General features: G+C 71.6%; 23 protein-coding genes. 11 read left to right on the top strand and 12 right to left on the bottom strand.

The window, feature by feature from the left end; genetic code table 11:
* Both ACWC5O_RS43255 and ctaC read right to left on the bottom strand, forming a co-directional pair.
* On the bottom strand, positions 1-278 hold a 278-nt coding region (locus ACWC5O_RS43255), incomplete at its 3' end, for a cbb3-type cytochrome c oxidase subunit I (protein WP_450781249.1).
* Entirely contained in the window at positions 275-1,234 is a 960-nt protein-coding gene (gene ctaC, locus ACWC5O_RS43250) for an aa3-type cytochrome oxidase subunit II (RefSeq protein WP_450590302.1), read from the bottom strand. The genes ACWC5O_RS43255 and ctaC, both read right to left, overlap by 4 nt.
* A gap of 324 nt (positions 1,235-1,558) precedes the next feature.
* Between ctaC and ACWC5O_RS43245 the strand changes: the two genes are divergently transcribed.
* Positions 1,559-2,944, top strand: coding sequence for an aminotransferase class V-fold PLP-dependent enzyme (locus ACWC5O_RS43245; RefSeq protein ID WP_450590301.1), 1,386 nt, complete (start codon positions 1,559-1,561; stop codon positions 2,942-2,944).
* Positions 2,945-3,080: 136 nt separating this feature from the next.
* On the opposite strand, the gene ACWC5O_RS43240 is transcribed toward ACWC5O_RS43245, so the two are convergent.
* Positions 3,081-4,055: a carbohydrate kinase family protein gene (locus ACWC5O_RS43240; RefSeq protein ID WP_450590300.1), complete on the bottom strand. Its 975-nt coding sequence runs from the start codon at positions 4,053-4,055 to the stop codon at positions 3,081-3,083.
* A gap of 130 nt (positions 4,056-4,185) precedes the next feature.
* Between ACWC5O_RS43240 and ACWC5O_RS43235 the strand changes: the two genes are divergently transcribed.
* Positions 4,186-4,395 (top strand): hypothetical protein, encoded by a 210-nt coding sequence (locus ACWC5O_RS43235; RefSeq protein ID WP_450590299.1) that lies wholly within the window; start codon positions 4,186-4,188, stop codon positions 4,393-4,395.
* A gap of 99 nt (positions 4,396-4,494) precedes the next feature.
* Positions 4,495-6,195 carry a hypothetical protein gene (locus ACWC5O_RS43230; RefSeq protein WP_450590298.1) on the top strand — a complete coding sequence of 567 codons (1,701 nt, stop codon included), beginning with the start codon at positions 4,495-4,497 and terminating at the stop codon, positions 6,193-6,195.
* Positions 6,196-6,290: 95 nt separating this feature from the next.
* Here ACWC5O_RS43230 and ACWC5O_RS43225 read toward each other — a convergent pair whose 3' ends face one another.
* Positions 6,291-6,647 carry a HesB/IscA family protein gene (locus ACWC5O_RS43225; protein WP_111002424.1) on the bottom strand — a complete coding sequence of 119 codons (357 nt, stop codon included), beginning with the start codon at positions 6,645-6,647 and terminating at the stop codon, positions 6,291-6,293.
* A gap of 271 nt (positions 6,648-6,918) precedes the next feature.
* On the opposite strand from ACWC5O_RS43225, the gene nadA reads away from it, so the two are divergent.
* Positions 6,919-8,115, top strand: a complete 1,197-nt coding sequence (gene nadA, locus ACWC5O_RS43220) for a quinolinate synthase NadA (protein WP_450590297.1) — start codon at positions 6,919-6,921, stop codon at positions 8,113-8,115.
* Between the two features lie 78 nt (positions 8,116-8,193).
* On the opposite strand, the gene ACWC5O_RS43215 is transcribed toward nadA, so the two are convergent.
* The 5 genes from ACWC5O_RS43215 to ACWC5O_RS43195 form a co-directional block, all read right to left on the bottom strand.
* The gene (locus tag ACWC5O_RS43215) at positions 8,194-11,295 is read right to left on the bottom strand and encodes an efflux RND transporter permease subunit (RefSeq protein WP_450590296.1); all 3,102 of its coding nucleotides are present in this window, start codon (positions 11,293-11,295) and stop codon (positions 8,194-8,196) included.
* Positions 11,296-11,455: 160 nt separating this feature from the next.
* Positions 11,456-12,136, bottom strand: a complete 681-nt coding sequence (locus ACWC5O_RS43210; RefSeq protein WP_450590295.1) for a response regulator — start codon at positions 12,134-12,136, stop codon at positions 11,456-11,458.
* Positions 12,133-13,353, bottom strand: coding sequence for a sensor histidine kinase (locus ACWC5O_RS43205; protein ID WP_450590294.1), 1,221 nt, complete (start codon positions 13,351-13,353; stop codon positions 12,133-12,135). Before ACWC5O_RS43205 ends, ACWC5O_RS43210 begins: the two co-directional genes overlap by 4 nt.
* A 178-nt stretch (positions 13,354-13,531) precedes the next feature.
* Complete coding sequence (gene pspAA, locus ACWC5O_RS43200) at positions 13,532-13,810, bottom strand: PspA-associated protein PspAA (protein WP_450590293.1); 279 nt, start codon at positions 13,808-13,810, stop codon at positions 13,532-13,534.
* Positions 13,811-13,844: 34 nt separating this feature from the next.
* Positions 13,845-14,636, bottom strand: a complete 792-nt coding sequence (locus ACWC5O_RS43195; protein WP_386574365.1) for a PspA/IM30 family protein — start codon at positions 14,634-14,636, stop codon at positions 13,845-13,847.
* Positions 14,637-14,915: 279 nt separating this feature from the next.
* On the opposite strand from ACWC5O_RS43195, the gene ACWC5O_RS43190 reads away from it, so the two are divergent.
* Complete coding sequence (locus ACWC5O_RS43190) at positions 14,916-15,542, top strand: DUF3043 domain-containing protein (protein ID WP_450590292.1); 627 nt, start codon at positions 14,916-14,918, stop codon at positions 15,540-15,542.
* Between the two features lie 83 nt (positions 15,543-15,625).
* Positions 15,626-16,327, top strand: coding sequence for a class I SAM-dependent methyltransferase (locus tag ACWC5O_RS43185; RefSeq protein ID WP_450590291.1), 702 nt, complete (start codon positions 15,626-15,628; stop codon positions 16,325-16,327).
* A 242-nt stretch (positions 16,328-16,569) separates the two neighbouring features.
* Here the strand turns inward: ACWC5O_RS43185 and ACWC5O_RS43180 are convergent, their stop codons facing one another.
* Positions 16,570-16,782, bottom strand: coding sequence for a hypothetical protein (locus ACWC5O_RS43180; RefSeq protein WP_450590290.1), 213 nt, complete (start codon positions 16,780-16,782; stop codon positions 16,570-16,572).
* Positions 16,783-16,975: 193 nt separating this feature from the next.
* Between ACWC5O_RS43180 and ACWC5O_RS43175 the strand changes: the two genes are divergently transcribed.
* Positions 16,976-18,178, top strand: a complete 1,203-nt coding sequence (locus ACWC5O_RS43175; RefSeq protein WP_450590289.1) for a bifunctional adenosylcobinamide kinase/adenosylcobinamide-phosphate guanylyltransferase — start codon at positions 16,976-16,978, stop codon at positions 18,176-18,178.
* A gap of 43 nt (positions 18,179-18,221) precedes the next feature.
* Here ACWC5O_RS43175 and ACWC5O_RS43170 read toward each other — a convergent pair whose 3' ends face one another.
* On the bottom strand, positions 18,222-19,208 hold the full coding sequence (locus ACWC5O_RS43170) for a class I SAM-dependent methyltransferase (RefSeq protein ID WP_450590288.1): 987 nt from the start codon (positions 19,206-19,208) through the stop codon (positions 18,222-18,224).
* A gap of 133 nt (positions 19,209-19,341) precedes the next feature.
* Between ACWC5O_RS43170 and cobT the strand changes: the two genes are divergently transcribed.
* Genes cobT through ACWC5O_RS43155 form a run of 3 tightly spaced genes read left to right on the top strand, consistent with a single transcriptional unit; the run spans position 19,342 to position 23,191 of the window.
* Entirely contained in the window at positions 19,342-20,406 is a 1,065-nt protein-coding gene (gene cobT, locus ACWC5O_RS43165; RefSeq protein WP_450590287.1) for a nicotinate-nucleotide--dimethylbenzimidazole phosphoribosyltransferase, read from the top strand.
* A 54-nt stretch (positions 20,407-20,460) separates the two neighbouring features.
* Complete coding sequence (locus ACWC5O_RS43160) at positions 20,461-22,452, top strand: phosphatidylglycerol lysyltransferase domain-containing protein (RefSeq protein WP_450590286.1); 1,992 nt, start codon at positions 20,461-20,463, stop codon at positions 22,450-22,452.
* 10 nt (positions 22,453-22,462) lie between these two features.
* Positions 22,463-23,191 carry a hypothetical protein gene (locus ACWC5O_RS43155; RefSeq protein ID WP_450590285.1) on the top strand — a complete coding sequence of 243 codons (729 nt, stop codon included), beginning with the start codon at positions 22,463-22,465 and terminating at the stop codon, positions 23,189-23,191.
* Here ACWC5O_RS43155 and ACWC5O_RS43150 read toward each other — a convergent pair.
* Complete coding sequence (locus ACWC5O_RS43150; RefSeq protein ID WP_450590284.1) at positions 23,131-23,895, bottom strand: hypothetical protein; 765 nt, start codon at positions 23,893-23,895, stop codon at positions 23,131-23,133. The two genes, ACWC5O_RS43155 and ACWC5O_RS43150, sit on opposite strands and share 61 nt — an antisense overlap.
* Before the next feature lie 60 nt (positions 23,896-23,955).
* Between ACWC5O_RS43150 and ACWC5O_RS43145 the strand changes: the two genes are divergently transcribed.
* Positions 23,956-24,741, top strand: a complete 786-nt coding sequence (locus ACWC5O_RS43145) for an adenosylcobinamide-GDP ribazoletransferase (protein WP_450590283.1) — start codon at positions 23,956-23,958, stop codon at positions 24,739-24,741.
* Positions 24,742-24,899 lie beyond the last annotated feature (158 nt).

Here is a 24,899-nt window from a genome sequence, read left to right as displayed (position 1 = left end):
ACGGTGCCGTGCATCGTGAACGCCTGGTTGAACTGTTCGTTCGACATGATCTGCAGGCCCGGACGGGCCAGCTCGGCGCGCATGAGCAGCGCCATCACGCCACCGATCAGGAAGAACGCGAACGACGTCGTCAGATACAGCGTTCCGATGGTCTTGTGGTCGGTGGTCGTCAGCCACTTCACCACGACATTGCCGGGCTGCTTGCGCCTGACCGGCAGCTCGTTCTCGTACGAGGGCTCAGCTGCCGCGGCACCCTGGGGTTCGTTGAGGATGCTCACAGGTTGTTCGTCTCCCGGTTCTTCTCGTGCGGCGTCTGCGCGATGCCGGCGGGAATGTAACCGGTCTGCCCCTTCTTGGCGAGGTCCTTGAGGTGCTGCTCGTAGCGCTCGGGGGAGACGACCTTCACGTTGAACAGCATCCGGGAGTGGTCGACGCCGCAGAGCTCGGCGCACTTGCCCAGGAAAGTGCCCTGATGGTTGGGAACAACCTGGAAGGCGTTGGTGTGGCCCGGGATCACGTCCTGCTTCATGAGGAACGGCACCACCCAGAAGGAGTGGATGACGTCACGCGAGGTGAGGATGAAGCGGACCGTCTTGCCCTCGGGAAGCCAGAGGGTCGGGCCGGGGTTGCCGGTCTGAGGGTTCTTCGTGCCCGGCGTACCGACGTCGTAGACACCGCCCGCGTTCGCGGGGAACTGCGTCCGGAAGCGGTCCGGAATGGCGAGCAGTTCCTTGGACGTCTTGGCGTTGCCGGTGGAACCGGGAACGTCCGCGATGTAGTTGAAGCCCCAGCTCCACTGGAAGCCGACCACGTTGACCGTGACGTCGGGCTTCTTGTCGAGGCTCAGAAGCTTCGTCTCGTCCCGGGCCGTGAAGTAGAAGAGCACCGAGATGATGATGATCGGGACCACCGTGTACAGGGCCTCGATCGGCATGTTGTACCGAGTCTGCGGAGGTACCTCGACCTTGGTGCGGCTGCGCCGGTGGAAGATGGCACTCCACAGGATCAGGCCCCACACCAGCACACCGGTGGCCAGCGCGGCCGCCCAGGAGCCCTGCCACAGGGAGAGGATCCGCGGAGCCTCTTCCGTGACCGGGGTGGGCATGCCAAGGCGGGGGAAGTCCTTGTATGTGCAACCGGTTGCGGTCGCCAGGACCAGGCCCGCGGTCAGTGCCTGCAGCAGCTTCCGCCGCATCGGGCGCCGCGGCGAGCGGTCGGAGCCGTTGGGACTCACGTAGCGCCTTCCCGAGAGTCTCGCCCGCGCGGTTCGGCTGCGGCCTTCTCGCTGGTCGGTCGCCGCCCTGCGTCGGGCAGGGGTTTGGATGTTTATGCGGACCAAACCCTAGCCGACGCTCTCCGAGGCTTCGCGGGGAGGGTGCCATACGCGCCGCGGGTCAGCCCGAAGGGGTGGGTTCGGGCGCCCGATAGCTCGGTTTCATACGGTTTCGTGGGCGGGTGCGGGTGCGTTGTCGCTGGTCGCGCCACGCGTCGCAGCCGCATGTCGGCACAGCCCGGCGCCCCTGGGTCGGTTGTCCTCAGGAAGTCTTAACGTTGAGGGGTGTCCTACTTTGACGCTGCCTCCGCCGCTCCCCTCCATCCCGTAGCTCGTCAGGCTCTGTTGGCCTCTTTGGATGAAGGGTGGGCCGATCCTGCTCGGTTGTACCGGGAGGGGCGAAAGGCGCGGATGTTGCTCGACGCGGCTCGGGAGGCGGCTGCCGAGGCGGTGGGGTGCCGGGCCGACGAGGTGGTGTTCACCTCCTCCGGGACGCGGGCCGTACACACCGGTGTCGCGGGGGCGTTGGCCGGGCGGCGGCGGGTGGGACGCCACCTGATCGTGTCCGCTGTCGAACACTCCTCGGTACTCCATTCGGCGGACGCGTTCGAGGCCGAGGGCGGCTCCGTGAGCACGGTGGCCGTCGATCGGGCCGGAGCCGTCGATCCGTCGGACTTCGCGGCCACGCTCCGGCAGGACACCGCGCTGGCCTGTCTGCAGTCGGCCAACCACGAGGTCGGGACCGTGCAGCCGGTGGCCGAGGTGGCCGAGGCGTGCCGGGCGGCGGGAGTGCCGCTGCTCGTGGATGCCGCGCAGTCGCTGGGCTGGGGGCCGGTCGAAGGTGACTGGTCGCTGCTGACGGCGAGCGCCCACAAGTGGGGCGGGCCCTCGGGGGTGGGGCTGCTCGTCGTGAAGAAGGGGGTGCGGTTCGCGCCGCAAGGTCCGGTGGACGAGCGCGAGTCGGGTCGCGCGGCCGGGTTCGAGAACCTCCCGGCGATCGTCGCGGCCGTGGCCTCCCTGCGCGCCGTACGGGCGGAGGCGGCTCAGGAGGCGGTACGACTGCGGGAGCTGACGGAGCGGATCCGGGTGCGGGTGCCGCAGCTGGTGCCGGACGTCGAGGTGGTCGGCCATGCGGAACTGCGGCTGCCGGGGATCGTCACCTTCTCCTGTCTCTATGTCGACGGAGAGGCCCTGCTGCACGAGTTGGACCGGGAGGGCTTCTCCGTCTCGTCCGGCTCGTCCTGCACGAGCAGCACACTGACGCCCAGCCATGTGCTGAAGGCGATGGGGGTGCTGAGCGAGGGCAATGTGCGGGTGTCGCTGCCGTCGGGGGTGGCGGAGGAGGACGTCGAGCGGTTCCTGGCGGTGCTGCCGGGAGCCGTGGCCGGGGTGCGGGAGAAGCTGGGGGCGCCCGCCGCGGCGACCGTGGTCCGGGCGGAGGAAGCGGAGGAACTGGTCGTCGACTCCCTCGGCAAGCGGTGTCCGATCCCGGTCATCGAGCTGGCCAAGGTGATCGGGGATGTGCCGGTGGGCGGCACGGTGCGGGTTCTCTCGGACGACGAGGCGGCCCGGTTGGACATCCCGGCGTGGTGCCAGATGCGGGGGCAGGAGTATGTGGGTGAGGAGCCGGCGGAGAAGGGCTCGGCCTATGTGGTCCGTCGGCTGAGCTGAAGGGGGTCCGGGGGGCGAGCCCCCCGGACGGGGCGCGGGGCCGTGTCGATACGCGCTCCGCCACGTGGGCGCGACCAGCCCCCACGCACCCGCACCCGCACCCGCACCCGCACCCGACAAGGGCACCCCGACAGCTCTAGCCCAGGTGAGCCCGAACCTCCTCGGCCGCCTCATCCCCGTACGCCTTGGTGAACCGGTCCATGAAGTGCGCCCGCCGCAGCTGGTACTCCTGCGTCCCCACCGTCTCGATGACGAGAGTCGCCAGCATGCAGCCGACCTGCGCCGCGCGCTCCAGGGAGACACCCCAGGCCAGGCCGGAGAGGAAGCCGGCGCGGAAGGCGTCGCCGACACCCGTGGGGTCGGCCTTGCGCTCCTCGTCCGGGCAGCCGACCTCGATCGGGTCCTCGCCGGCCCGCTCGATGCGCACGCCCCGCGAGCCGAGGGTGGTGACACGGTGGCCGACCTTGGACAGGATCTCGGCGTCGGTCCAGCCGGTCTTGGACTCGATGAGCCCCTTCTCGTACTCGTTGGAGAAGAGGTACGTCGCGCCGTCCAGCAGTATCCGGATCTCCTCGCCCTCCATCCGGGCGATCTGCTGGGAGAAGTCGGCGGCGAAGGGGATGTTCCGGGAGCGGCACTCCTCCGTGTGGCGGAGCATCGCCTCCGGGTCGTCGGCGCCGATCAGGACCAGGTCGAGGCCGCCGACGCGGTCGGCGACCGTCTTCAACTCGATGAGGCGGGCCTCGCTCATGGCACCGGTGTAGAAGGAGCCGATCTGGTTGTGGTCGGCGTCGGTGGTGCACACGAAGCGGGCGGTGTGCAGGGTCTCGGAGATACGGACCGAGTCGGTGTCCACGCCATGGCGGTCCAGCCAGGCTCGGTACTGGTCGAAGTCGAAGCCGGCGGCTCCGACGAGGATGGGCTTGGTCCCGAGCTGGCCCATGCCGAAGGCGATGTTCGCGCCGACGCCACCCCGGCGTACGTCCAGATTGTCGACCAGGAAGGAGAGCGAGACCGTGTGCAGTTGGTCCGCGACGAACTGGTCGGCGAAGCGGCCGGGGAAGGTCATGAGGTGGTCGGTGGCGATGGAGCCGGTGACTGCGATGCGCACGACAGGCATTCTCCTGCGGGAGGCTGGATTGACAGTTCACGCTACCCGTTCATGAGCAGCCACTGAAGCTGGCAAAACTACCCGATAGTAGATCTTTCTTCGCGAGGCTCGGCGTGCCTACGGTGCCGTCATGACGAACCTCAAGGTCAACTCCTCCGCCCCGGCCGATCTCGAGGGCGACCTCGCCTCGCTGCGCGGGGACTGTGCCCGGATGGCCCCGCACTGGACGGTTCCCCAGCACGCCGACTCCCGCCCGGTGCCGCCGTCGCTGATCCATGGGGTGACCGTGCCGAAGAAGTCGGCCCGGCTGCTGGACGCCATGTCGGACTACGGCGACTGACGCCAGGGCGTACTGCGGGAACCGCACGCTCCCCTCGCACGTCCCATCGCCGTCCCCCGTGTCGGGGGCGTGGGACACGATCCAGCGAGGAGCGATGCGGTGAACACCGAGCGACCTGAGAACTCCGAGGAGCCCGGGGTCTCCGCGGTCTCCGACGCGACCGAGAACGCCGAGGTCGCCGAGGAGCCCGGGGCCTCGGCGACCTCCAAGGACTCCGAGGAATCGAAGGAACCCAAGGCGTCTGAGGCTGCTGGTCCTTCTGAGGTAGCCGAGGTATCTGGCGTCTCTGAGGCCTCAGGGAGCAGCAACGCCGCCGGCACCACGCACGACGAACTCGGCGAAGTCGGCGAGGTCCGTGAGGTCGGTGGTGCCGGCGCCGGTGAGCGGTCCGGGCGGCGGCGCTCCCCCATGGTCGTCGTCTCGGTCGCGGCGGCCGTCCTGCTGGTCGGGGGCGGGGGCGCCTACCTCGCCACGAGCCATGGTTCGGACGGCCGCACGGGCGCCGGCGGGTCCGGCGTCGGCGGCACTCCCCCGCCCCTCGTCCTTGACGGCTGGGCGCAGGGCGGCACGGGCGACATCGCGCCGGGTGAGCCGGATCCGTACGGGGCGACGTACGTGGCCGCGGGGAAGCTGGCCGACGGTCCCGGCTCGGCGCCGGTGTACGCGCCGAAGGGCGAGGTCGGCAAGGACGACGTGGCCCGGCTGGCCAAGGCCCTCGGGGTCGGCGGCACGCCGGTGGCCGACGGGCCGAGCTGGCGGGTCGGCGGCAAGGACGGCTCCGGGCCGACGCTCCAGGTGACCAAGGACGCCCCGGGCAGCTGGACCTTCAGCCGGTACGCGCCGGGCACGGACAACTGCAGGAAGGTCACCGTCTGCGCGCAGGACCCGGGCGCTCCGGCGAGCGAGCCGGTGAGCGTGGCGGTCGCCGAGAAGGCGGCGGCGCCGGTGCTGAAGGCGCTCGGGCAGGACGACGCGAAAGTCGACGCGAGCCAGATCATGGGCGCCCAGCGGGTGGTCAACGCCGATCCGGTGGTGGGTGGGCTGCCCACATACGGCTGGACGACCGGCCTGACCGTCGACGAGCACGGGGACATCATCGGCGGCCACGGGCTGCTGGCGGCGCCGGCCAAGGGGGACACGTACCCCGTGCTCGGCGCGGAGAAGACGCTGGCGCTGATGAGCTCCGCGCAGAAGCACGGGCACCGGATGGGCATCGGCGGCTGCGCGAGTCCGGTCCCGCTGAAGAACCGGCTGGAGCAGCCGTGCGGCACGTCGGCGACGGCTCCCCGGGGGGCCACGGTCACCGTGGAGAAGGCGGTGTTCGGGCTGGCCGCGCACTCGGTCGCCGGGCGGCAGACGCTGGTGCCGTCCTGGCTGTTCGAGGTCCGGGGTACGGCGGCACGGGGCGCCTTCACGGTGACGTATCCGGCGGTGGACCCGAAGTACCTGACCTCGCCGTCGGCCTCGGCGCCGTCCCCGGAGCCGTCCTCGCCGTCCTCGGCGCCGCGGACGCACGACGTGAAGGTCGCCGGCTACACCGCCGACGGCCGCGAGCTGAACGTGAGCTTCATGGGCGGGGTGTGCGCCGACTACAAGGCGTCGGCGAAGGAGGGTGCCGGCCGGGTGACGGTGACGGTGACCGAGAAGGTCTGGCCGGACAAGGTCTGCGTCGCCATGGCCAGGTCGTACGTGAAGACCGTACGACTGGACGCGCCGCTGGACGGCCGGAAGGTGGTCGGCCCGGACGGGGCGCAGATCCCGAAGGCGAAGGCCGGGGCGCTGCGGCCGCAGGCCGGCTGACACCCCCTGGACACACGAAGGCGGCGGCCCCTCATAGGGGGTCGCCGCCTTCGTCGTCAGGCTGTGAACGGCTCAGCCGTCAGGCTGTGGCCGGCTTAGCTGAAGGAGTCGCCGCAGGCGCAGGAGCCCGTCGCGTTCGGGTTGTCGATCGTGAAGCCCTGCTTCTCGATCGTGTCCACGAAGTCGATGGTGGCGCCGCCCAGGTAGGGAGCGCTCATGCGGTCGGTGACGACCTTGACCCCGCCGAAGTCCTTCTCCACGTCGCCGTCGAGCGAGCGCTCGTCGAAGAAGAGCTGGTAGCGCAGGCCGGAGCAGCCGCCGGGCTGGACGGCGACGCGCAGGGCGAGGTCGTCACGGCCTTCCTGGTCGAGCAGGGCCTTCACCTTGGACGCAGCGGCGTCGGTCAGAACGATGCCGTCGGTGACGGTGGTGGTCTCGTCCGATACGGACATCTACATCTCTCCCGGGTTGTACGGAGACTGCTTGCCGACCAGTGCAACCGGCGTTTCCGCGGATTCATTCCGGGCCGGGCGTTCGCGTGGTCGCGTTTTCCTGCTGACCTCATGCTCGCACATGCCCGAGAGGGCGGACAGCGGCCCGAAGAGGGAGTCGAGGGACCGGGCGGGATTCACGTCACATCGACGCTATGGCCATCGTCAAAGTGACGTGAACCAGTTATGATAGATAGCGTCAGTTAGACGAAAAGTAGAAAGGGTGCGTGACGTGACCACCGCCCAGACCCCGGAGCTCGACGTACAGCCGTCCCCGCTCGCCCTCCTGCTTCTCGGCCGAGAGGCCGACCCGAAGAGCGAGCGGGGCGTCGAGTGTCCCGGCGACCTGCCCTCGCCGTCCGACCCCGATCTGGTCGAGCGCGCCCGCGCGGCCAAGGAGAAGCTCGGCGACAAGGTCTTCGTGCTCGGCCACCACTACCAGCGCGACGAGGTCATCCAGTTCGCCGATGTCACGGGCGACTCCTTCAAGCTGGCCCGGGACGCGGCCGCGCGCCCGGAGGCCGAGTACATCGTCTTCTGCGGTGTGCACTTCATGGCCGAGTCGGCGGACATCCTGACGTCCGACGACCAGAAGGTCGTCCTGCCGGACCTGGCCGCCGGCTGCTCCATGGCCGACATGGCCACGGCCGAGCAGGTCGCCGAGTGCTGGGACGTGCTGACCGAGGCGGGCATCGCCGAGCAGGTCGTGCCGGTCTCGTACATGAACTCCTCGGCCGACATCAAGGCGTTCACCGGCAAGCACGGCGGCACCATCTGCACCTCGTCGAACGCCAAGCGCGCCCTGGAGTGGGCCTTCGGGCAGGGGGAGCCCTCGGCAACGAAGGTCCTCTTCCTGCCCGACCAGCACCTGGGCCGCAACACCGCGGTGCGGGACATGGGCATGTCCCTGGACGACTGCGTGGTCTACAACCCGCACAAGCCGAACGGCGGCCTGACGGCCGACGAGCTGCGGGCCGCGAAGATGATCCTGTGGCGCGGTCACTGCTCGGTCCACGGCCGCTTCAGCCTGGACTCGGTGAACGACGTGCGCGAGCGCATCCCGGGCGTGAACGTCCTGGTCCACCCCGAGTGCAAGCACGAGGTCGTGGCCGCGGCGGACTACGTCGGCTCGACGGAGTACATCATCAAGGCGCTGGAGGCCGCTCCCGCCGGCTCCAAGTGGGCCATCGGCACCGAGCTGAACCTGGTCCGCCGCCTGGCGAACCGTTTCGCTCCCGAGGGCAAGGAGATCGTCTTCCTCGACAAGACGGTCTGCTTCTGCTCGACCATGAACCGCATCGACCTGCCCCACCTGGTCTGGGCCCTGGAATCCCTGGCCGAGGGCAGCCTGGTCAACCGCATCGAGGTCGACAAGGAGACGGAGACGTTCGCCAAGCTGGCGCTGGAGCGGATGCTGGCCCTTCCGTAGGGCTCACCACGACAGGGCTGAGGCCCGGCTCCCCGGGAAGGGGGCCGGGCCTCAGTGATGTCCGGAAACCGGCGGTGTTCAGACGCCGGCCGGTTCCGGCACCTCGGACTCGCGGTTCTGCCGCTTCGACGCCCGCTTCTTCGCGCGGCGCTCCTTGCGGAGCTCCAGCATCGCGTAGAGGGTCGGGACCAGGAGCAGGGTCAGCAGGGTCGACGTGATCAGGCCGCCGATGACCACGACCGCCAGGGGCTGGGCGATGAAACCGCCCTCGCCGGTGACTCCCAGGGCCATCGGGAGCAGGGCGAAGATCGTCGCCAGGGCCGTCATGAGGATCGGGCGGAGACGGTGGCGACCGCCTTCCACCACGGCCTCGACGACGCCGTAGCCCTGCCTGCGGTACTGGTTGATCAGGTCGATCAGCACGATCGCGTTGGTCACCACGATGCCGATCAGCATCAGCATGCCGATCATCGCCGGGACGCCCATCGGGGTGCCGGTGGCCACGAGGAGGCCGATGGCGCCCGTCGCCGCGAACGGGATCGAGACCAGCAGGATCAGCGGCTGGGCCAGCGAGCGGAACGTCGCCACCAGCAGCATGAAGACGATCGCGATGGCCGCCAGCATGGCCAGGCCCAGGTTCTTGAACGCGTCGTCCTGGTCCGAGGACACACCGCCGATCTCCGCCTTGGCACCCGCCGGGAGCTTCAGGGCCTTGATCTTCGACTGGAGCTGGGTGCTGACCGCGCCCGTGTTGTCCCCGGTCGGCCGGGCCGTGATGGTGGCGGCGCGCTGGCCGTCGATGCGGGTCATGGACACGGGCCCGTCGACCAGCTTGACGGTGGCGATGTCGCCGAGCTTCACCGGGCCGAGGCGCAGCGCCTTCAGCTGGGCCAGGGTCGTGACGGGCTTGGCCGACTTCACGACGACGTCGCGCTCGGTGTCGTCGAGGATCGCCTTCGCCGCCGTCGTACCGCGCACGGCCTGCGCGACCGCGGCGCCCAGCTTCTGGTCGTCGAACCCGGCCGCGGCCGCCTTGGAGTTGGCCTTCACCGAGATACGCGGCACGCTCTGGGAGAGGTCGCTGGTGACGTCGGTGACGTGGTCGAGGCCGGCCACGGTGGAGCGCACCCGGTCGGAGGCCTCGCTGAGCACCTGCGGGTCGGACGCCTTCACGACGACCTTGAGGTCCTGGTTGCCGAAGCCGTCACCGGCGGACACGGTGGTCGTGCCGATGCCGTCGAGCTTCTTCAGCCCGTCCTCCAGGCGCTTCTGCACGTCGTCGTAGGCGGCCGAGTCCTTCAGCATGACCTGGTACGACGCCTGGTTGGTGTCGGTGCCGCCGCCGAAGGCCGCCATGAAGCCGGAGGAGCCGACGGTGACCTGGTAGTCCTTGACGCCGTCGGTGGCGGCGAGCAGCTTCTCGACCTTCCTGGCCCGCGCGTTTGTGGCCGCGAGGCTGGTGCCGGGCTTCAGCTCCTGCTTGACGGTGAGGACTTCCTGGTCGCCCTGGTCGAAGAAGTTCGTCTTCAGCAGTCCGGACATGCCGAACGTGAGCACCAGGACGACGACCGCGATCAGCACGCTGGTGAGGCGGCGGCGGGTGGCGAAGCGCAGGACGGGGACGTAGAGGCGCTGGAGGCGGCTCTTCGCCTCCTTCTCCTCGGCCCGGCGGCGGGCCTCCTCGGCGTCCTCGGGGGTGCCCTTGGGGGCGCGCAGGAACCAGTACGACAGGACAGGCACGACCGTCAGCGAGACGAGGAGCGAGGCCAGCAGGGCCGCCGTCACCGTGATGCTGAACGAGCCGAACAGGGCGCCCACCATGCCGCCGACCAGGCCGATCGGCAGGAACACGGCGACCGTGGTGAGGGTGGACGAGGTGACCGCGCCGGCCACCTCGCGCACCGCGCCGAGGATCGCTTCCCTGCGCTCCTCGCCGTAGCCGAGGTGCCGCTTGATGTTCTCCAGGACCACGATCGAGTCGTCGACGACCCGGCCGATGGCGATGGTCAGCGCGCCCAGGGTGAGCATGTTGAGCGACAGGTCGCGGGTCCACAGCACGATCAGGGCGAGGACGACCGACAGCGGGATGGACACCGCCGTGACCAGCGTGGAGCGGATCGAGGCCAGGAAGACCAGAATGACCAGGACCGCGAAGAGCAGGCCGAGCGCGCCCTCCGTGGTCAGGCCCTTGATGGACTTGGACACGGCCGGGCCCTGGTCGCTGACGACCGTGAGCTCGGCGCCGGAGCCGAGGTCCCTTCGCAGGTCGGGCAGCTTGTCCTCGACCGCGTTCGAGATGGAGACCGCGCTGCCGTCGTGGTCCATGGTCACGTTGACGGCGAGGCTGGGCCGGCCGTCGGTGCGGGTGATGGAGTCGGCCGGGGCCGGCTGCTCCTTGACGGTGGCCACGTCACCGAGGCGTACGGGCTTGCGGACGCCCTCGCCGGTGACCATCAGGTCCTTGATCTGCCGCAGCGAGCTGAAGCCGCCGCCGACCTGCACGGTGCGGCCCGCGCCGTCCTCGTCGAAGGAGCCGGCCGGGACGGTCGCGCCGCCCGCCTGCAGGGCCTGGCCGAGCGCGGCGGAGGTGAGACCCGCCCGCGCGAGGTCGGCCTCGTTCGGGGTGACGGCGACCTGGAGGTCGCGGACGCCGGTGACCTGGACGCGGCCGACGCCGTCGACGTCCTTCAGGGCCGGTACCACCGTCTTGTCGAGCTGGTCCGAAAGGGCCTGCTGGTCCTTGTCGGAGGTGACGGCGAGCACCACGGTCGGCATGTCGTCCGTGGAGCCGGCGACGACCTGCGGGTCGACGTCGTCCGGCAGTTGGGCGCGGGCCCGGTTCACGGCCTGCTGGACGTCGGAGACGAGCCGCTTGGTGTCGTTGCCGTAGTCGAAGGACGCCATGATCACGGCGTTGCCCTCGCTGGCGGTGGAGGTGACACCGGTGATGCCGTCGACGCCCTGGAGGTTGTCCTCGATGGGCTCGACGACCTGCTTCTCGACGACGTCCGGTGCGGCGCCCTGGTACGGCGCGACGACCGACACCATGGGCAGTTCGATGGTGGGCAGCAGTTGCTGCTTGATCTGGGGTATCGCGATCAGCCCGAAGACGAGCGCGATGAGCGACATCAGGCCGATCAGGGCCCGTTGCGCGAGGCTGAATCTCGACAGCCAGGACATGGGTCAGGGTCTCTCTTCTGTGAGCGGCAGAAGCTGCTGCGGGGCGCACACGTGAGCGCCCACCTCAACACCCTGAGCCATCCCCGAGGACGAATCCGTAGGCCCCAGGTCCCGTTCCCCGTCCGGCCCGTACTCCGCGCGCAGTACGCGCGGGTGGAGATCAGTCCATCCTCGGACGTACCAGTCCCGACTCGTACGCGATGACGACGAGCTGGGCCCGGTCCCGGGCGCCCAGCTTGGCCATGGCCCGGTTGACGTGTGTCTTCACCGTCAGCGGGCTGACTTCGAGGCGTTCGGCGATCTCGTCGTTGGAGTGGCCGCCGGCGACCTGGACGAGCACTTCCCGTTCCCGGCCGGTGAGCGCGTCGAGGCGCTCCGAGCGGGCGGGGTCGCGGCCTTCGTCGCCGTCGCCCTGGGCGAGGAAGCGGGCGATCAGGCCCTTGGTGGCGGCCGGCGACAGCAGCGCCTCGCCGCCCGCGGCGACCCGGATGGCGTTCAGCAGCTCCTCGGGCTCGCTGCCCTTGCCGAGGAAGCCGGAGGCCCCGGCGCGCAGGGACCGGACCACGTAGTCGTCGACCTCGAAGGTGGTCAGGATGACCACGCGGACATGGGCGAGGGACGGGTCGGCGCTGATCAGACGGGTGGCGGCGAGGCCGTCGGTGCCGGGCATCCGGATGTCCATGAGGACGACGTCGGCGCCGTGCTCCTTGGCCAGCCGGACCGCCTCGGCGCCGTCGGAGGCCTCCCCGACGACCTCCATGTCGGGCTCGGAGTCGACCAGCACCCGGAACGCGCTGCGCAGCAGTGCCTGGTCGTCGGCGAGCAGGACACGGATCGTCATGCGGGCTCTCCCGGTGCCGTCGTACGGGTCTTGACCGGCAGGATCGCATGGACGCGGAAGCCGCCGCCGTAGCGGGGTCCGGTGGTCAGGGTGCCGCGCAGGGCGGTGACCCGCTCCCGCATGCCGAGCAGCCCGTGCCCGCCGCCGGCCCCTGGCTCGGGGGCCGCGCCCGTGCCGTCGTCGAGGACGGTGACCTCGATGTTCGGTCCGACGCGTACGACGCTGACCTCGGCCCTGGCGTCGGTGCCCGCGTGCTTCTGCACGTTGGTCAGGGCCTCCTGGACGATCCGGTAGGCGGCCAGGTCGACGGCGGCCGGGAGTTCGGTGCCGTGGTCGGTACGAGCCACCTCGACGGGGAGTCCGGCGCTGCGGAAGGTGCCGGCGAGGTCATCGAGGCGGCTGAGGCCGGGGGCGGGCTCGGTGGGGGCCTCGGGGTCGCCGGACTGGCGGAGCAGGCCGACGGTGGCGCGCAGTTCGTTGAGTGCGGAGCGGCTGGCCTCGCGGACGTGGGCGAGGGCCTCCTTGGCCTGGTCGGGCCGTCTGTCCATGACGTGGGCGGCGACTCCGGCCTGCACGTTGACCAGCGCGATGTGGTGGGCGACGACGTCGTGCAGATCACGGGCGATGCGCAACCGCTCCTCGGCGACCCGGCGTCGGGCCTCCTCCTCGCGGGTGCGCTCGGCCCGCTCGGCGCGCTCCCGCATGGCCTGGACGACCGCGCGGCGGCTGCGCACCGCGTCCCCGGCGGTGGCACCGATGCCGGTCCAGGCGAGCACGCCCAGGTTCTCCTGCGCGTACCAGGGCAGGGGGCCGCCGAGCATGGCGGCGGCGGTCAGCACGGTCATCGTGAGCAGGCCGACGCGCCAGGTGGTGGTGCGGTCGGTGGTCGAGGCGACGGTGTAGAGGGCGACCACGGCGGACATGGCGACCGGGGCGCGCGGGTCGCCGGTGACGCACTCGATCAGGGCGAGCGTGCCGGTGACGGCGAGGACCGTCTTGGGCGCGCGGCGGCGGAAGACGAGCGCGGCGGCGCTGAGGGTCATCAGGAGCAGGCTGAGCGGGTCCGGGCTGTGAACGCCCCAGGTGACGCCGTTCTCCCCGCGGGGGTCCACGAAGGAGCCGGCGACCATGCACACCAGCACGCCCGCCGCGATCGCCGCGTCCAGCGCGAGGGGGTGCGCCTTCAGGCTGCACCGGGCGCGTTCGAGAGTGCTCACCCGGTGAACAGTACGGGGCATTGCGGCACAGGTCAGCAGTGAGGCGCCCGCTGCTGGGGCCGGCCGGGGCCGGGGTCGCTCACCGGCGCCGGCGCCCGACCGCAGCCGGGCTCCACCGCCGCCGCCTCTCCCGGGTGCAGCCGATCACCCACGGCGCCTGGCCGGGCTCAGCCCGGGATCAGCCCGGGATCAGCCCGTCGTCGCTCAGCAGCTCCCGGACCTCCGTGAGCGTCGCGTCCGAGGACGGAAGGATCAGCTCCGAGGGTTCCAGGGATTCGTCCGGCAGCGGGGTGCCGAGCCGGCGGACGGCCTCGAGGAGAGCGGTGAGCGTACGCCGGAACCCCTCCTCGTCGCCGCTCTCCATCTCGGCCAACAGGTCGTCGTCCAGCTTGTTCAGCTCGGTGAAGTGGGCGTCGTCCAGCTTCACCTGGCCCTCCCCCATGATCCGTACGATCACGTCGGCCTCCTCGGCTCGGGGTCCCGGCGCCCGACTACTGCTTGTCGAAGCGCGGGGTGTCCTGCGGCTGCTGCTGGGACTGCCCCTGGCCGGTGCCGCCCTCGATCGCCTGCTGCGGCGAGCCTCCGGCCAGCTCCGCCTTCATGCGCTGCAGTTCCAGCTCTACATCCGTACCACCGGAGATCCGGTCCAGCTCGGCCTGGAGGTCGTCCTTGGCCATGCCGGTGGGGTCGTCCAGGGCGCCGGAGGCGAGCAGTTCGTCGATGGCTCCGGCCCGGGCCTGGAGCTGGGCGGTCTTGTCCTCGGCCCGCTGGATGGCCAGGCCGACGTCGCCCATCTCCTCGGAGATGCCGGTGAAGGCCTCGCCGATGCGGGTCTGGGCCTGGGCGGCGGTGTAGGTGGCCTTGATGGTCTCCTTCTTCGTACGGAAGGCGTCCACCTTCGCCTGCAGGCGCTGGGCCGCCAGGGTGAGCTTCTCCTCCTCGCCCTGGAGGGTCGCGTGCTGCGTCTCGAGGTCCGTGACCTGCTGCTGGAGGGCGGCACGGCGGGACAGCGCCTCCCGGGCCAGGTCCTCGCGGCCGAGCGCGAGCGCCTTGCGGCCCTGGTCCTCCAGCTTGGAGGACTGCTGCTGCAACTGGTTGAGCTGGAGTTCAAGGCGCTTGCGGGAGGTCGCCACGTCGGCTACGCCGCGGCGCACCTTCTGCAGCAGCTCCAGCTGCTTCTGGTACGAGTAATCGAGGGTCTCGCGCGGGTCCTCGGCCCGGTCAAGGGCCTTGTTCGCCTTCGCGCGGAAGATCATCCCCATACGCTTCATGACACCGCTCATGGGCTTCGCGCGCCCCCTTCTGACGGACTCCAGCTCACAGATCCTGCGACAGAACCCACAGTACGGGCCCTGACTCCATTACCGCACTGTTCGGGGAGTGATGCGCTCATCCCCAAGAACGACTGCGGACGGTATCGCTCCGGCGTGAGGAGTAGGTGGACCTCCGGGTGGGCTTCTCAGGACCCTTCCGTGACCGCCGGGTGAAGCGTCTGCAACGTCCCCTCTGTCCCCCTACAGACGTCCGGTGTTGCCGGATCGTTCCCCGGCGGACTGGGGTCCATGCCGGGGAAGCCCTTACCCTTGGGTTTTGTGTTCCGTAGCCGTGCCAAAGAAGAGAAGGCCCCCGCCGACAAGGCGCGGGTGACCGACTCCATGCAGCCCCGTGACCCGCAGGCCCCGAAGGGCCGGCCCACGCCCAAGCGCAGCGAGGCCCAGTCCCAGCGCCGCAGCGTCGCCAACACGCCGACGACGCGCAAGGACGCCGCCAAGCGTCAGCGCGAGGAGCGCCGCCAGGCGCTCGAGCGGCAGCGCCAGGCGCTGGCCGGCGGCGACGAACGCTATCTACCCGCCCGGGACAAGGGCCCGGTGCGCAGGTTCGCGCGCGCCTGGGTCGACTCGCGGTTCAACGTGGCGGAGTTCTTCCTGCCACTGGCCGTGGTCATCCTGGTGCTCAGCGTGGTGCGGGTGCCGGCGATCCAGAACATCGCGCTGCTGCTGTGGCTGATCGTGATCGTGCTGATCGTGCTCGACGCGGCTGTCAGCGGCTTCCGGCTGAAGAAGCGGCTGGCCGAGCGCTTCCCCGACCAGAACCGCCGGGGCGCCGTCGCCTACGCCCTGATGCGCTCCCTCCAGATGCGTCGGCTCCGGCTGCCGAAGCCGCAGGTCAAGCGCGGAGAGCGGCCCTGAGCGCAGAGGCTTTCACCGGGGGTGCGGCCGACGCCTGGCTGAGCAAGCTGGGCGGGCTGCGTGATGTCGTACGACAGGAGCTGGTGGCCCGGCAGCTCGACGAGCAGATAGCCGGGCGGTTCCCGGTCGGGCAGCGGCTGCGGGTGCTCGACGTGGGGATGGGCCAGGGCACGCAGGCGCTGCGGCTGGCCCGGCTCGGGCACCAGGTGACCGGTGTCGAGCAGGACGCGACGATGATCGCGGCCGCGCGCGAGGCGCTCGCCGGTGAGCCGGACGGCATCCGTGAGCGGGTCCGGCTGGTGCAGGGGGACGGACGGGACACCGGCGTGCACTTCCTGCCGGGCAGCTTCGACGTGGTGCTGTGCCACGGGGTCCTGATGTACGTCCAGGAGCCCGACCCGCTGGTGGCGGGTCTGGCCCGGATGCTCGCGCCGGGCGGGCTGCTGTCCCTGCTGGTGCGCAACGGCGACGCGCTCGCCGTACGGCCGGGCCTGTCCGGGAACTGGGCGGGCGCGCTGGCCGCCTTCGACACCACCGCCTATCGCAACCGCCTCGGCCTGGAGGTGCGGGCGGACCGGCTCTCGGCGCTCACCGCCACCCTCGCCGGGATCGGCGCCCCGCTGCACGCCTGGTACGGCGTACGGGTCTTCACCGACACGGCGGCGGACGACGCGGAGATCCCGGACGACCTGGAGACGCTGCTGGCCGCCGAGGAGCGGGCCGGGCGGACGGATCCGTACCGGGGGGTCGCGGCGCTGCTGCACCTGTGCGGGGTGCGGGGCTGAGCCCACGGCCGCAAGGAGTACCGGCTGAGTCCGTTCGGACGTACACGGCAAGCTGCCGGTCCCAGAATCAGGAGCGGCGAGGGAGTCGACTCGGGGCGAGCCGCGCTCGGCGTCTTCGCGCGGACGGTCCTGGACGACACAGATCAGCGTGACGGCGCCGAGAAGACGACGGACGTGACGCCGGGCGAGGTGTGAGGAGGGCGGCCGCTCGCGAGGGCGGCCCTCCTCACCCCCCGATCGGGTTACGACGCGTCGGCGTGCAGGCTCATCGGGCCATAGATCTCGGTGCCCTCCTCGAACAGCCGCACCTGGTCCGCGCCGCCCTCCTGCAGCGCCTTCCAGTGCTCGCCGATCCAGGACTCGGCGTCCCCCTGCGTGGTGAACTCCTCCGGCTGCACCGCGGGCTGGACCTCCGTCCCGTCGGCCTTCTCGAACCGCCACGTCCATGCCGTCATGTGGGCCTCCCTTTGATCCAACTCATGCCCCGGAAGCGTATTCGCTCCGCTGGGTTGGCCGTTAGAGGTTGTGGATCAGCTGCGCCCACGCGGCGGTAGCCGCACATGGGACACAGGCCCACGCCCCTTCACCGGTGCCCCTTCGGGGCTACCAGGGGCGCGAGACCTGCTCGGGCAGGTGAAAATCGATCTCGTGGAAGTGACTCTGCTCGGTACCGGTGCCCCCGCGGGACTGCCCCGCCCCGACTGTCCCTGCGCCGTCTGTGCGACGGCGCTCGGGCCGGACGCGCGGGCGGCCACCGCGCTGCTCGTGGACGGGACGCTGCTGCTCGACCTGACGCCCGGGGCGGCGTTCGCGGCCGCGCGGGCGGGGCATTCGCTGGGCGGGGTACGGCAGGTGCTGCTGTCGCATCCGCACGACGGTCCGGCGGTGGAGGTGCCGACCGGGCTGCCGCAGCCCGGCCGGGTGCCGGACGGGCGGGAGTTGGCGCTGCTGACGGGGCATCGGGTGCGGGCCGTGGCCATGGACGCGGGCGGCACCGGGTACGCGGTGACCGGGCCGGACGGGCAGCGGCTGCTGTACCTGCCGCCGGGCGGGGCGCCGGCCGGGCTGGAGGGGGCGCCGACGGAGACGTACCAGATGGTGCTCGCCGATGTCGTGGGACGCCCGGACGCGCTGGCCCGGCTGCGGGCGGTCGGTTCGGTGGGCCCGACCACGGACGTCGTCGCCGTCCATCTCGACCACGACGTGCCGCAGGGCGCGGAGTCGGGGCGGCGGCTCGCGGCGGCCGGGGCGCGGGCGGTGCCGGACGGTACGACGCTGACGGTCGGGGTGTACGAGGACGTGCCGGACGTGCCGCGCCGGACGCTCGTGCTGGGCGGGGCGCGCTCGGGCAAGTCGGTGGAGGCCGAGCGGCGGCTGGAGTCCTTCCCGGAGGTGCTGTACGTGGCGACGGGCGGGACGCGGGGCGGGGACACCGAGTGGGCGGAGCGGGTGGCCGTGCACCGGGAGCGCCGGCCGGGGTCGTGGCGTACGACGGAGACGACCGATCTGGTGCCGCTGCTGGGCGTGGACGGGCCGCCGGTGCTGATCGACTGCCTGTCCCTGTGGCTGACGGATGTCATGGACTCCGTGGGGGCGTGGGACGACGCGGAGTGGGCGGGGGGCGGGGAGAAGGCGCTGCGCGAGCGGGTGCGGGAGCTGACGGAGGCGGTGCGGGCCACTCGGCGGACCGTGGTGGCGGTGTCCAACGAGGTGGGGTCGGGGATCGTGCCGGCCACCGCTTCCGGGCGGCGGTACCGGGATGAACTCGGGCGGCTGAACGCGGCGTTCGCGGCGGAGTGCGAGCAGGTGCTGTTGGTGGTGGCGGGGCAGGCTGTGGTGCTGCGGGGATGAGTGTGCGGGCCGGCTGCGGGTGCGCGGCTGCGACTGTCCGCGGCTACGCAGGTCTGTCCTTGCGGGCCACCAGGCGGTAGGCGTTGGAGAGGCGGATGTGCGGGGCCAGGGGGGCCAGGATGTGGTCCAGGATTGCGGTCACATCCAGTACCGGAGCGGCCATGGCCCTCAGGAAGGGGTGGATGTGGGCCAGGGTCAGGGAGAGGGCCGCTGAGAGGTCGTAGGGGACATGGGGTGCCCTGCGGTCGGTGATGAGGATCGTGCAGCCCTGGGACTCCAGTTCCGCGCGGAGGTTGGGCAGGGACGGCAGGTGGAGGTGGCGGGGCTGGCCGTAGGGGAGCCACCACTTGCCCAGGACGGTGGCGAACGCGCTGCCCGGGTCGGGGACTTCGACGACGAGGTGGCCGCCGGGGCGCAACACGGTGAGCGCGGCACGGAGTTCGGCGCGCGGGTCCGGGGCGTGTTCCAGGTGGTGGAACATGCTGACCACGTCGTAGCGGGAGCGCAGGCGGGCCGCCAGCCCCGGGGTGGTCAGACAGCCGCGGTGGGCCTCCTCCACCCGGCCCTCCATCAGGGCCTGTTCCACGCGGGCCGTCGGGTCCAGACCGTCGAAGCTGGTGTACGGGAAGAACTCCTTGGCCGCCTCCGGGAAGCGGGCGTGCCCGGTGCCCACGTCCAGCCAGCTCTCCGGGTCGCGCAGTGCCGACAGCGCGTGGGCGGCGGCGCGGTGCCTGCGGCGGACCGCGCGGTCGGAGAGGACGCGCTCGGCGAACTCCTCCAGCTGTCTTTCGTAGAAGTCCCGGTGGTAGAAGGCGAACCCCTCCGCCGTGAGCCGGGGATTCTGGAAGACGTGCGCACAGTCGCCGCACTCGTCGAGGACGAACGTGCCCGGCCGGTGCCGCAGCGGGTCGGGGGCGCGCAGCCGGGTCCGCAGCCGACGGCAGCCGCACCAGGGGCAGTCCTCGCGGCGCGGCTCCTGGAAGGGGTCGCGCGGCTCGATGACCTGGGGGGTGAGGGGCGAGGGCTGCATGGGCGGCTCCCTGGGCGACAATCCGCTGTAAACCGGAACGTATGGGATACCCCTCTCGGGTGCAAAGACGTCGTGCCGGTGTGGTGGCGGTGTGGCGCGGGGGTGTTCGTTCACGGGCGGTACTGTTCGGCGAATGAGCAGCCTTAATCTGGACGACTTCACCGATCTGATCGAGCGCCCGGACGGGGGCGTACGCCGTGACGCCGAGGCCCGCCGGGAGCGTCAGATCGTGCCGCCCGGGTCGCTCGGGCGCCTGGACGAGCTGGGCGAGTGGCTGGCCGCCGCGCAGGGCGCCGTACCGGTACGGCCGGTCGAACGGCCGCGCGTGATTCTCTTCGCGGGCGACCACGGCATCGCCGAACTCGGCGTCTCCGCACGGCCCGCGGGCAGTGCCGAGCAGCTGGTGCGGGCGGTGCTGGAGGGTGCCGGCCCGGTGTCGGTGCTCGCGCGCCGGCTCGACGTGCCGGTACGGGTCGTGGACATGGCTCTGGACTGCCCGCCGGACGCCTTCCCGGAGGAGGTCGTACGGCACCGGGTGCGGCGCGGCAGCGGTCGTATCGACATCGAGGACGCCCTGACCGCGGACGAGGCCGAGGCGGCCTTCCGGGCGGGTGTGGCGGTCGCCGACGAGGAGGCCGACTCGGGGACGGATCTGGTGGTCCTCGGTGATGTCAGCGTGGGCGGGACCACGGCGGCCGCGGTGCTGGTCGCGGCGCTGTGCGGGACCGACGCGTCCGTGGTGACCGGGCGGGGCGGGCTCGCCATCGACGACCTGGCGTGGATGCGCAAGTGTGCGGCGATCCGGGACGCGCTGCGGCGGGCGCGGCCGGTGCTCGGGGACCAGTTGCAGCTGCTCGCGGCCGTGGGCGGGGCCGATCTGGCCGCGATGACCGGGTTCCTGTTGCAGTGCGCGGTGCGGAAGCTGCCGGTGATCCTGGACGGTGTGGTGACCGCCGCGTGTGCGCTGGTCGCCCAGCGGGTCGCGTTCCGGGCGCCGGACTGGTGGCTGGCCGGGCACGACAGCGGGGAGCCGGGCCAGGCGAAGGCGCTGGACCGGATGGCACTGGAGCCGCTGCTGGAGCAGGGCGTGAAGGTGGGCGAGGGCGTGGGCGCGCTGCTGGCGCTGCCGCTGGTCCAGGCCGCGGCGGCGCTGGCCGCCGAGCTTCCCGAGCGGGAGGCGGCGGCGGAGAAGGAGTAGTCCGCAGCCGGAAAAGAATGGTTCGCCGGGACGGCCCCCATATGATCCTCCCCCATGGGAGATGCCCGAATTGCCGTGGAGCAGCATGCCGAGCCGGAGCGGCGGTCCAGCAGGGCCTCCCGTCGGGCCGCCGTCTTCGCCGTCTGGTATCTGCGGGCCGTCGCCTTCATCAACTTCCTCAGCGCGGTCTGGGTCTCGCTGGGCCAGGACGTGCGCCGGCACAACCAGGAGAACTACTTCACGCCGTACCTGCTGACGGCCGGCTTCGCCTCGGGCGTGTTCACCGCGTTCCTGGCGATCACCATGCGCCGGCGCAAACGGGCCGCGTGGATCCTGAACCTGGTGCTGAGCGGGTCGTTCCTGGCCCTGTTCGCGTTCGCCATGGCGTTCCCGGAGATCCGGCGGTACGCGCAGAACTGGGTCTCCCTGATGCTGACGGCCGCCTTCGTCGGGGCGCTGCTGGCCGGGCGCCGGGAGTTCTACGCCAAGGGCGACCGGTCCAACCCGCGGCTCGCCGCGACCGTCGCCGTCGGCGGCGGGCTCGTCGCCTCGCTGCTCGCCGGGCTGCTGATCACGGTCACCAACACGGCGCCGGACGCGGCCCGTTCGACGTTCCTGGAGCGCTGGCACTACGGCACCCTGCGGCTGGTGTCGGTGGCCGCCGAGGAGTCCCGCTTCCCCGGCATCGACCCGCCCAACTGGGCCAACGTGGCGATCAACGTGCTCAGCACGCTGCTCGTCCTCGCCGTGTTCTACGCCGCCTTCCGCTCCCGGCGTGCCGTCGACCCGCTCACCGAGGACGACGAGAAGCGGCTGCGGGCGCTGCTGGAGCGGCAAGGCGAGCGGGACTCGCTCGGCTACTTCGCGCTGCGCCGGGAGAAGAGCGTGGTGTGGTCGCCGACCGGGAAGGCGGCGATCGCCTACCGCGTCGTCGGCGGGGTGAGCCTGGCCTCCGGGGATCCGCTGGGCGATCCGGAGGCGTGGCCCGGGGCGATCGTGCCGTGGCTGGTGGAGGCGCGGGCGCACGGGTGGATCCCGGCGGTGATGGGGGCGAGCGAGGAAGCGGGGACGGTCTACGCCCGGCACGGCCTGGACGCGCTGGAACTCGGTGACGAGGCGCTCGTGGAGGTGGCCGAGTTCACGCTCGAGGGACGGGCGATGCGCACCGTGCGGCAGGCGTACAACCGGGTGAAGCGGGCCGGGTACCGGGTGCGCATCCGGCGGCACGCGGACATTCCGGCGGACGAGATGGCGTATCTCCTCGAGCGTGCGGACGACTGGCGGGACGGGGCGACCGAGCGCGGGTTCAGCATGGCGCTGGGGCGGCTCGGGGACCCCGAGGACGGCCGGTGCGTGATGCTGGAGTGCACGGACGCCGAGGGAAGGCTGCGCGCGCTGCTCTCCTTCGTGCCCTGGGGGCCGCACGGGCTGTCCCTCGACCTCATGCGGCGCGACCGGGACTCCGACAACGGGCTGATGGAGTTCATGGTCATCGAGCTGCTGCGCCGGGCCGGCGAGATCGAGATCACCCAGGTCTCACTCAACTTCGCCATGTTCCGATCGGTCTTCGAACGTGGGGCGCGCCTCGGTGCCGGACCGGTGCTGAGGCTGTGGCGGTCGCTGCTCAGCTTCTTCTCCCGCTGGTGGCAGATCGAGTCGCTGTACCGCGCCAACGCCAAGTACCGGCCCATCTGGGAGCCGCGGTTCCTGCTCTTCGAGAAGAGCGCGGACCTGCCGCGCATCGGCCTCGCGTCGGCGCGCGCGGAGGGCTTCCTGAGGGGCCTGTCGTCGGATTCCCGTCGTCCGCCCGCAGGGCGGGCCTCGCGGCGTCTGGTGCGTGCGATCGCAAGGCGCCGGAGCGTCCTCGTGGCGGAGCCACGTGGACGGTTCGGCAACGCGGCATGGGGGTCCCCCCGCGCGAGCGAAGCCGAGCGTGGGGGAGTGCGTGCCAGACGCCGCGAGGCAGGCGGGAATCCGACGACAGGCCCCGCGGCGCCGGGGCTGCCGAAGTGGCTGCACCGCAGGCACCTGGACACGCACCGATGAGGACCGTTTGATGAGGACGCTCGCCCGCTGGGCCCGTGCCGAGTGGGGACTGCTGTACGTCACCGTGCGGGAGGCCCTGCTCAAGCGCCGCTGGCGGGCGTTCCCCATGACGCTGGGGGCGGTGTGCCTGACCGCGCTGCTGCAGTTCGCGCAGAACCGGCCGTGGGGCTATCAGATCGTGCAGGACATGGGTGCCGTACAGGCACAGGACCCACTGGGGCCGGCACTGCTGCGCACTCCCCTGTCGCTGTTCGTCCCGGCGCTGGACCTGCCCGTGTGGGGGGCGCTCGCGCAGATCCTGTTCGTGTTCGGCGTCGCCGAGGCGTGCCTGGGCTGGTGGCGGACGCTGGCGATCGCGTACGTGGCCACGGTCGCCGGGACGCTGTACGCGCGCGTGGGCATCGCGCTCGGCCCGCATGCCCCGTTCGGTCTCCCCTGGACGGACGCGCAGGTCGTCGACACCGGCCCGTCGGCGGCCGTGGTGGGGCTCGCCGTCTATGTGAGCTGGCGGTACGGCGCCTATGTGACGGCGGGCGCGGTGACGCTGGCGATGGTGGTCGAGGTGCTGCTCAAGGAGAACCTGGCGGGCAAGGAGCATCTGGCCGCGCTGATGGGTGTGGGGACGCTGTGCCTGGTGGCGGCGGTGCAGCTCAGGTACGGGCGGCTGCCGCGGCGCGATCAGTGGCGGTCGGGCAGGCGGACCGGGCGCGGGTCGGGTTTGCCGCCGATCCAGTCCTGAAGGGCACGGCGGGGCCCGGCCCAGCGGCGGTCGTGGTGGTAGGCGCGCAGGGTCGCTCTGGCGCGGGCACGGGGGCGGCGGCCGTAGAAGCGGCGGGCCCAGGGCGAGTCGGGGCGGGCCAGGCGGATGGCGCCGACCAGCGCGACCAGCGGCACGATCACGCCGAAGATCGCGACCCGGGCCTTGCCCTTGCTCAGGGCGATCAGGGAGAAGACGAAGTTCATGGCGATGTTGGCGATGACCGTGCCCCGGTCCTGGAGTTCCTCCGCGGACAGGTCGTTGACGCCGAACGGCGCGAACCCGGCGAGCAGCAGGCCGACGAGGGCGGCGGTGACCACGACGACCTCGACGCTCTTGCGGCCCTCCTCGCTCCAGTAGACGTCGTCGAGGTGCAGGATCAGCGCGAACTCGTCCAGGACGAGCCCCGCCCCCATGCCGAAGACGACGGCGGAGATGGCCGCGCCCGCGCCGTGCCGGTCGCTGGCGACGGCGCCGAAGCCGCCGATGACGGTGAGGACGACACCGGGGACCACGTGGTGGATGTGCAGCCCGCCCGCCTTGACGTTGCCGAAGGGTCCCTTGCCGGCCCGGATCAGCCGGACGATCACACGGGTGACGACGAAGGTGACGACGAAGGCGGTCAGGGCCAGCAGCAGCGGAAGTTTCCCCGGTTCCAGGATGTTCCGCTCCCACCAGTGCCCCATGTGCGCACTTTAGTCCCGGCCGCGGTGGGGAGCCCGGCGACGGCCCGGTAGCCTGCGCCGGTGCTCAAGTCCTCCCCTCTCGACGGCTTCCGCTTCGCCTTCGGCACGCTCTGCGTGCTGCCCGTCCGGGTGCGCCGGTGGGACAGGGAGGCCGCCCGCGGGGGCATGCTGAACGCCCCGTTCGTCGGACTGGTCGTCGGCTGCTGCGCGGCGGGGCTCGGGCTGCTGCTGCTCCTCCTGGGCGCCGGCCCGCTGCTCGCCGCCGTCGCCTCCGTCGCCGTACCGGCCGCGCTGACCCGTGGCCTGCATCTGGACGGGCTCGCCGACACGGCGGACGGGCTCGGCAGCGGCAAGCCCGCTCGGGACGCGCTGCGGATCATGAAGCAGTCGGACATCGGGCCGTTCGGGGTGCTGACCCTCGTCCTGGTGCTGCTGGCCCAGGTCGCCGTGCTGGCGCAGCTCTACGACGACTCCTGGGTGCGGGGCGGCACCGCGGCGGTGACCTCGGCGGTCGCGGCCCGGCTCGCGCTCACCCTGGCCGCGCGCACCGGGGTGCCCGCGGCCCGTCCGGAGGGTCTCGGGGCGGCGGTCGCCGGCGTGGTGCCGGTACCGGGCGCGCTGGCCGTCACGGCGGCCTTCACGATCCTCGCGGCCGCCTGGGGTACGGCCCAGGGCACGTACGGCGCCCTCCGCGCCGCGGCCGCGGTCCTGCTGTCCCTCGCCACCGCCGAACTCCTGCTGCGCCGCTGCACCCGTCGCTTCGGCGGGGTCACCGGGGACGTGTTCGGCGCCCTCGCGGAGACGGCGACGACGGCCGCGCTCGTGGTGCTGTCCCTGGGCCGCTAGTGCTGTGACCGGACAGGGGACCCCGCGCAGGGAGACAGCGCCTCCGTGCTGACGGTGGCGGGGATCCCTACCGCCCGTCTCCGTGCCCGGCGGCGGTCCCGTGGGCCCTGACCGTCCGGGTCTGCATCCACGAGGACGAGTTCGGGGTGCTGATGGAG

It is taken from the genome of Streptomyces sp. NPDC001450 (assembly GCF_053597295.1).
This window is presented reverse-complemented; position numbering and strand designations above follow the sequence as displayed.

Bases quoted from the DNA above. Each gene is read 5' to 3' on its own strand.
- ACWC5O_RS43160 (WP_450590286.1), top strand. From the start codon at position 20,461: ATGGGAGATGCCCGAATTGCCGTGGAGCAGCATGCCGAGCCGGAGCGG.
- ACWC5O_RS43215 (WP_450590296.1), bottom strand. From the start codon at position 11,295: ATGTCCTGGCTGTCGAGATTCAGCCTCGCGCAACGGGCCCTGATCGGC.
- ACWC5O_RS43210 (WP_450590295.1), bottom strand. From the start codon at position 12,136: ATGACGATCCGTGTCCTGCTCGCCGACGACCAGGCACTGCTGCGCAGC.
- ACWC5O_RS43190 (WP_450590292.1), top strand. From the start codon at position 14,916: ATGCCGGGGAAGCCCTTACCCTTGGGTTTTGTGTTCCGTAGCCGTGCC.
- ACWC5O_RS43155 (WP_450590285.1), top strand. From the start codon at position 22,463: ATGAGGACGCTCGCCCGCTGGGCCCGTGCCGAGTGGGGACTGCTGTAC.
- ACWC5O_RS43150 (WP_450590284.1), bottom strand. From the start codon at position 23,895: ATGGGGCACTGGTGGGAGCGGAACATCCTGGAACCGGGGAAACTTCCG.
- ACWC5O_RS43235 (WP_450590299.1), top strand. From the start codon at position 4,186: ATGACGAACCTCAAGGTCAACTCCTCCGCCCCGGCCGATCTCGAGGGC.
- ACWC5O_RS43225 (WP_111002424.1), bottom strand. From the start codon at position 6,647: ATGTCCGTATCGGACGAGACCACCACCGTCACCGACGGCATCGTTCTG.
- ACWC5O_RS43170 (WP_450590288.1), bottom strand. From the start codon at position 19,208: ATGCAGCCCTCGCCCCTCACCCCCCAGGTCATCGAGCCGCGCGACCCC.
- cobT (WP_450590287.1), top strand. From the start codon at position 19,342: ATGAGCAGCCTTAATCTGGACGACTTCACCGATCTGATCGAGCGCCCG.
- ACWC5O_RS43195 (WP_386574365.1), bottom strand. From the start codon at position 14,636: ATGAGCGGTGTCATGAAGCGTATGGGGATGATCTTCCGCGCGAAGGCG.
- ACWC5O_RS43180 (WP_450590290.1), bottom strand. From the start codon at position 16,782: ATGACGGCATGGACGTGGCGGTTCGAGAAGGCCGACGGGACGGAGGTC.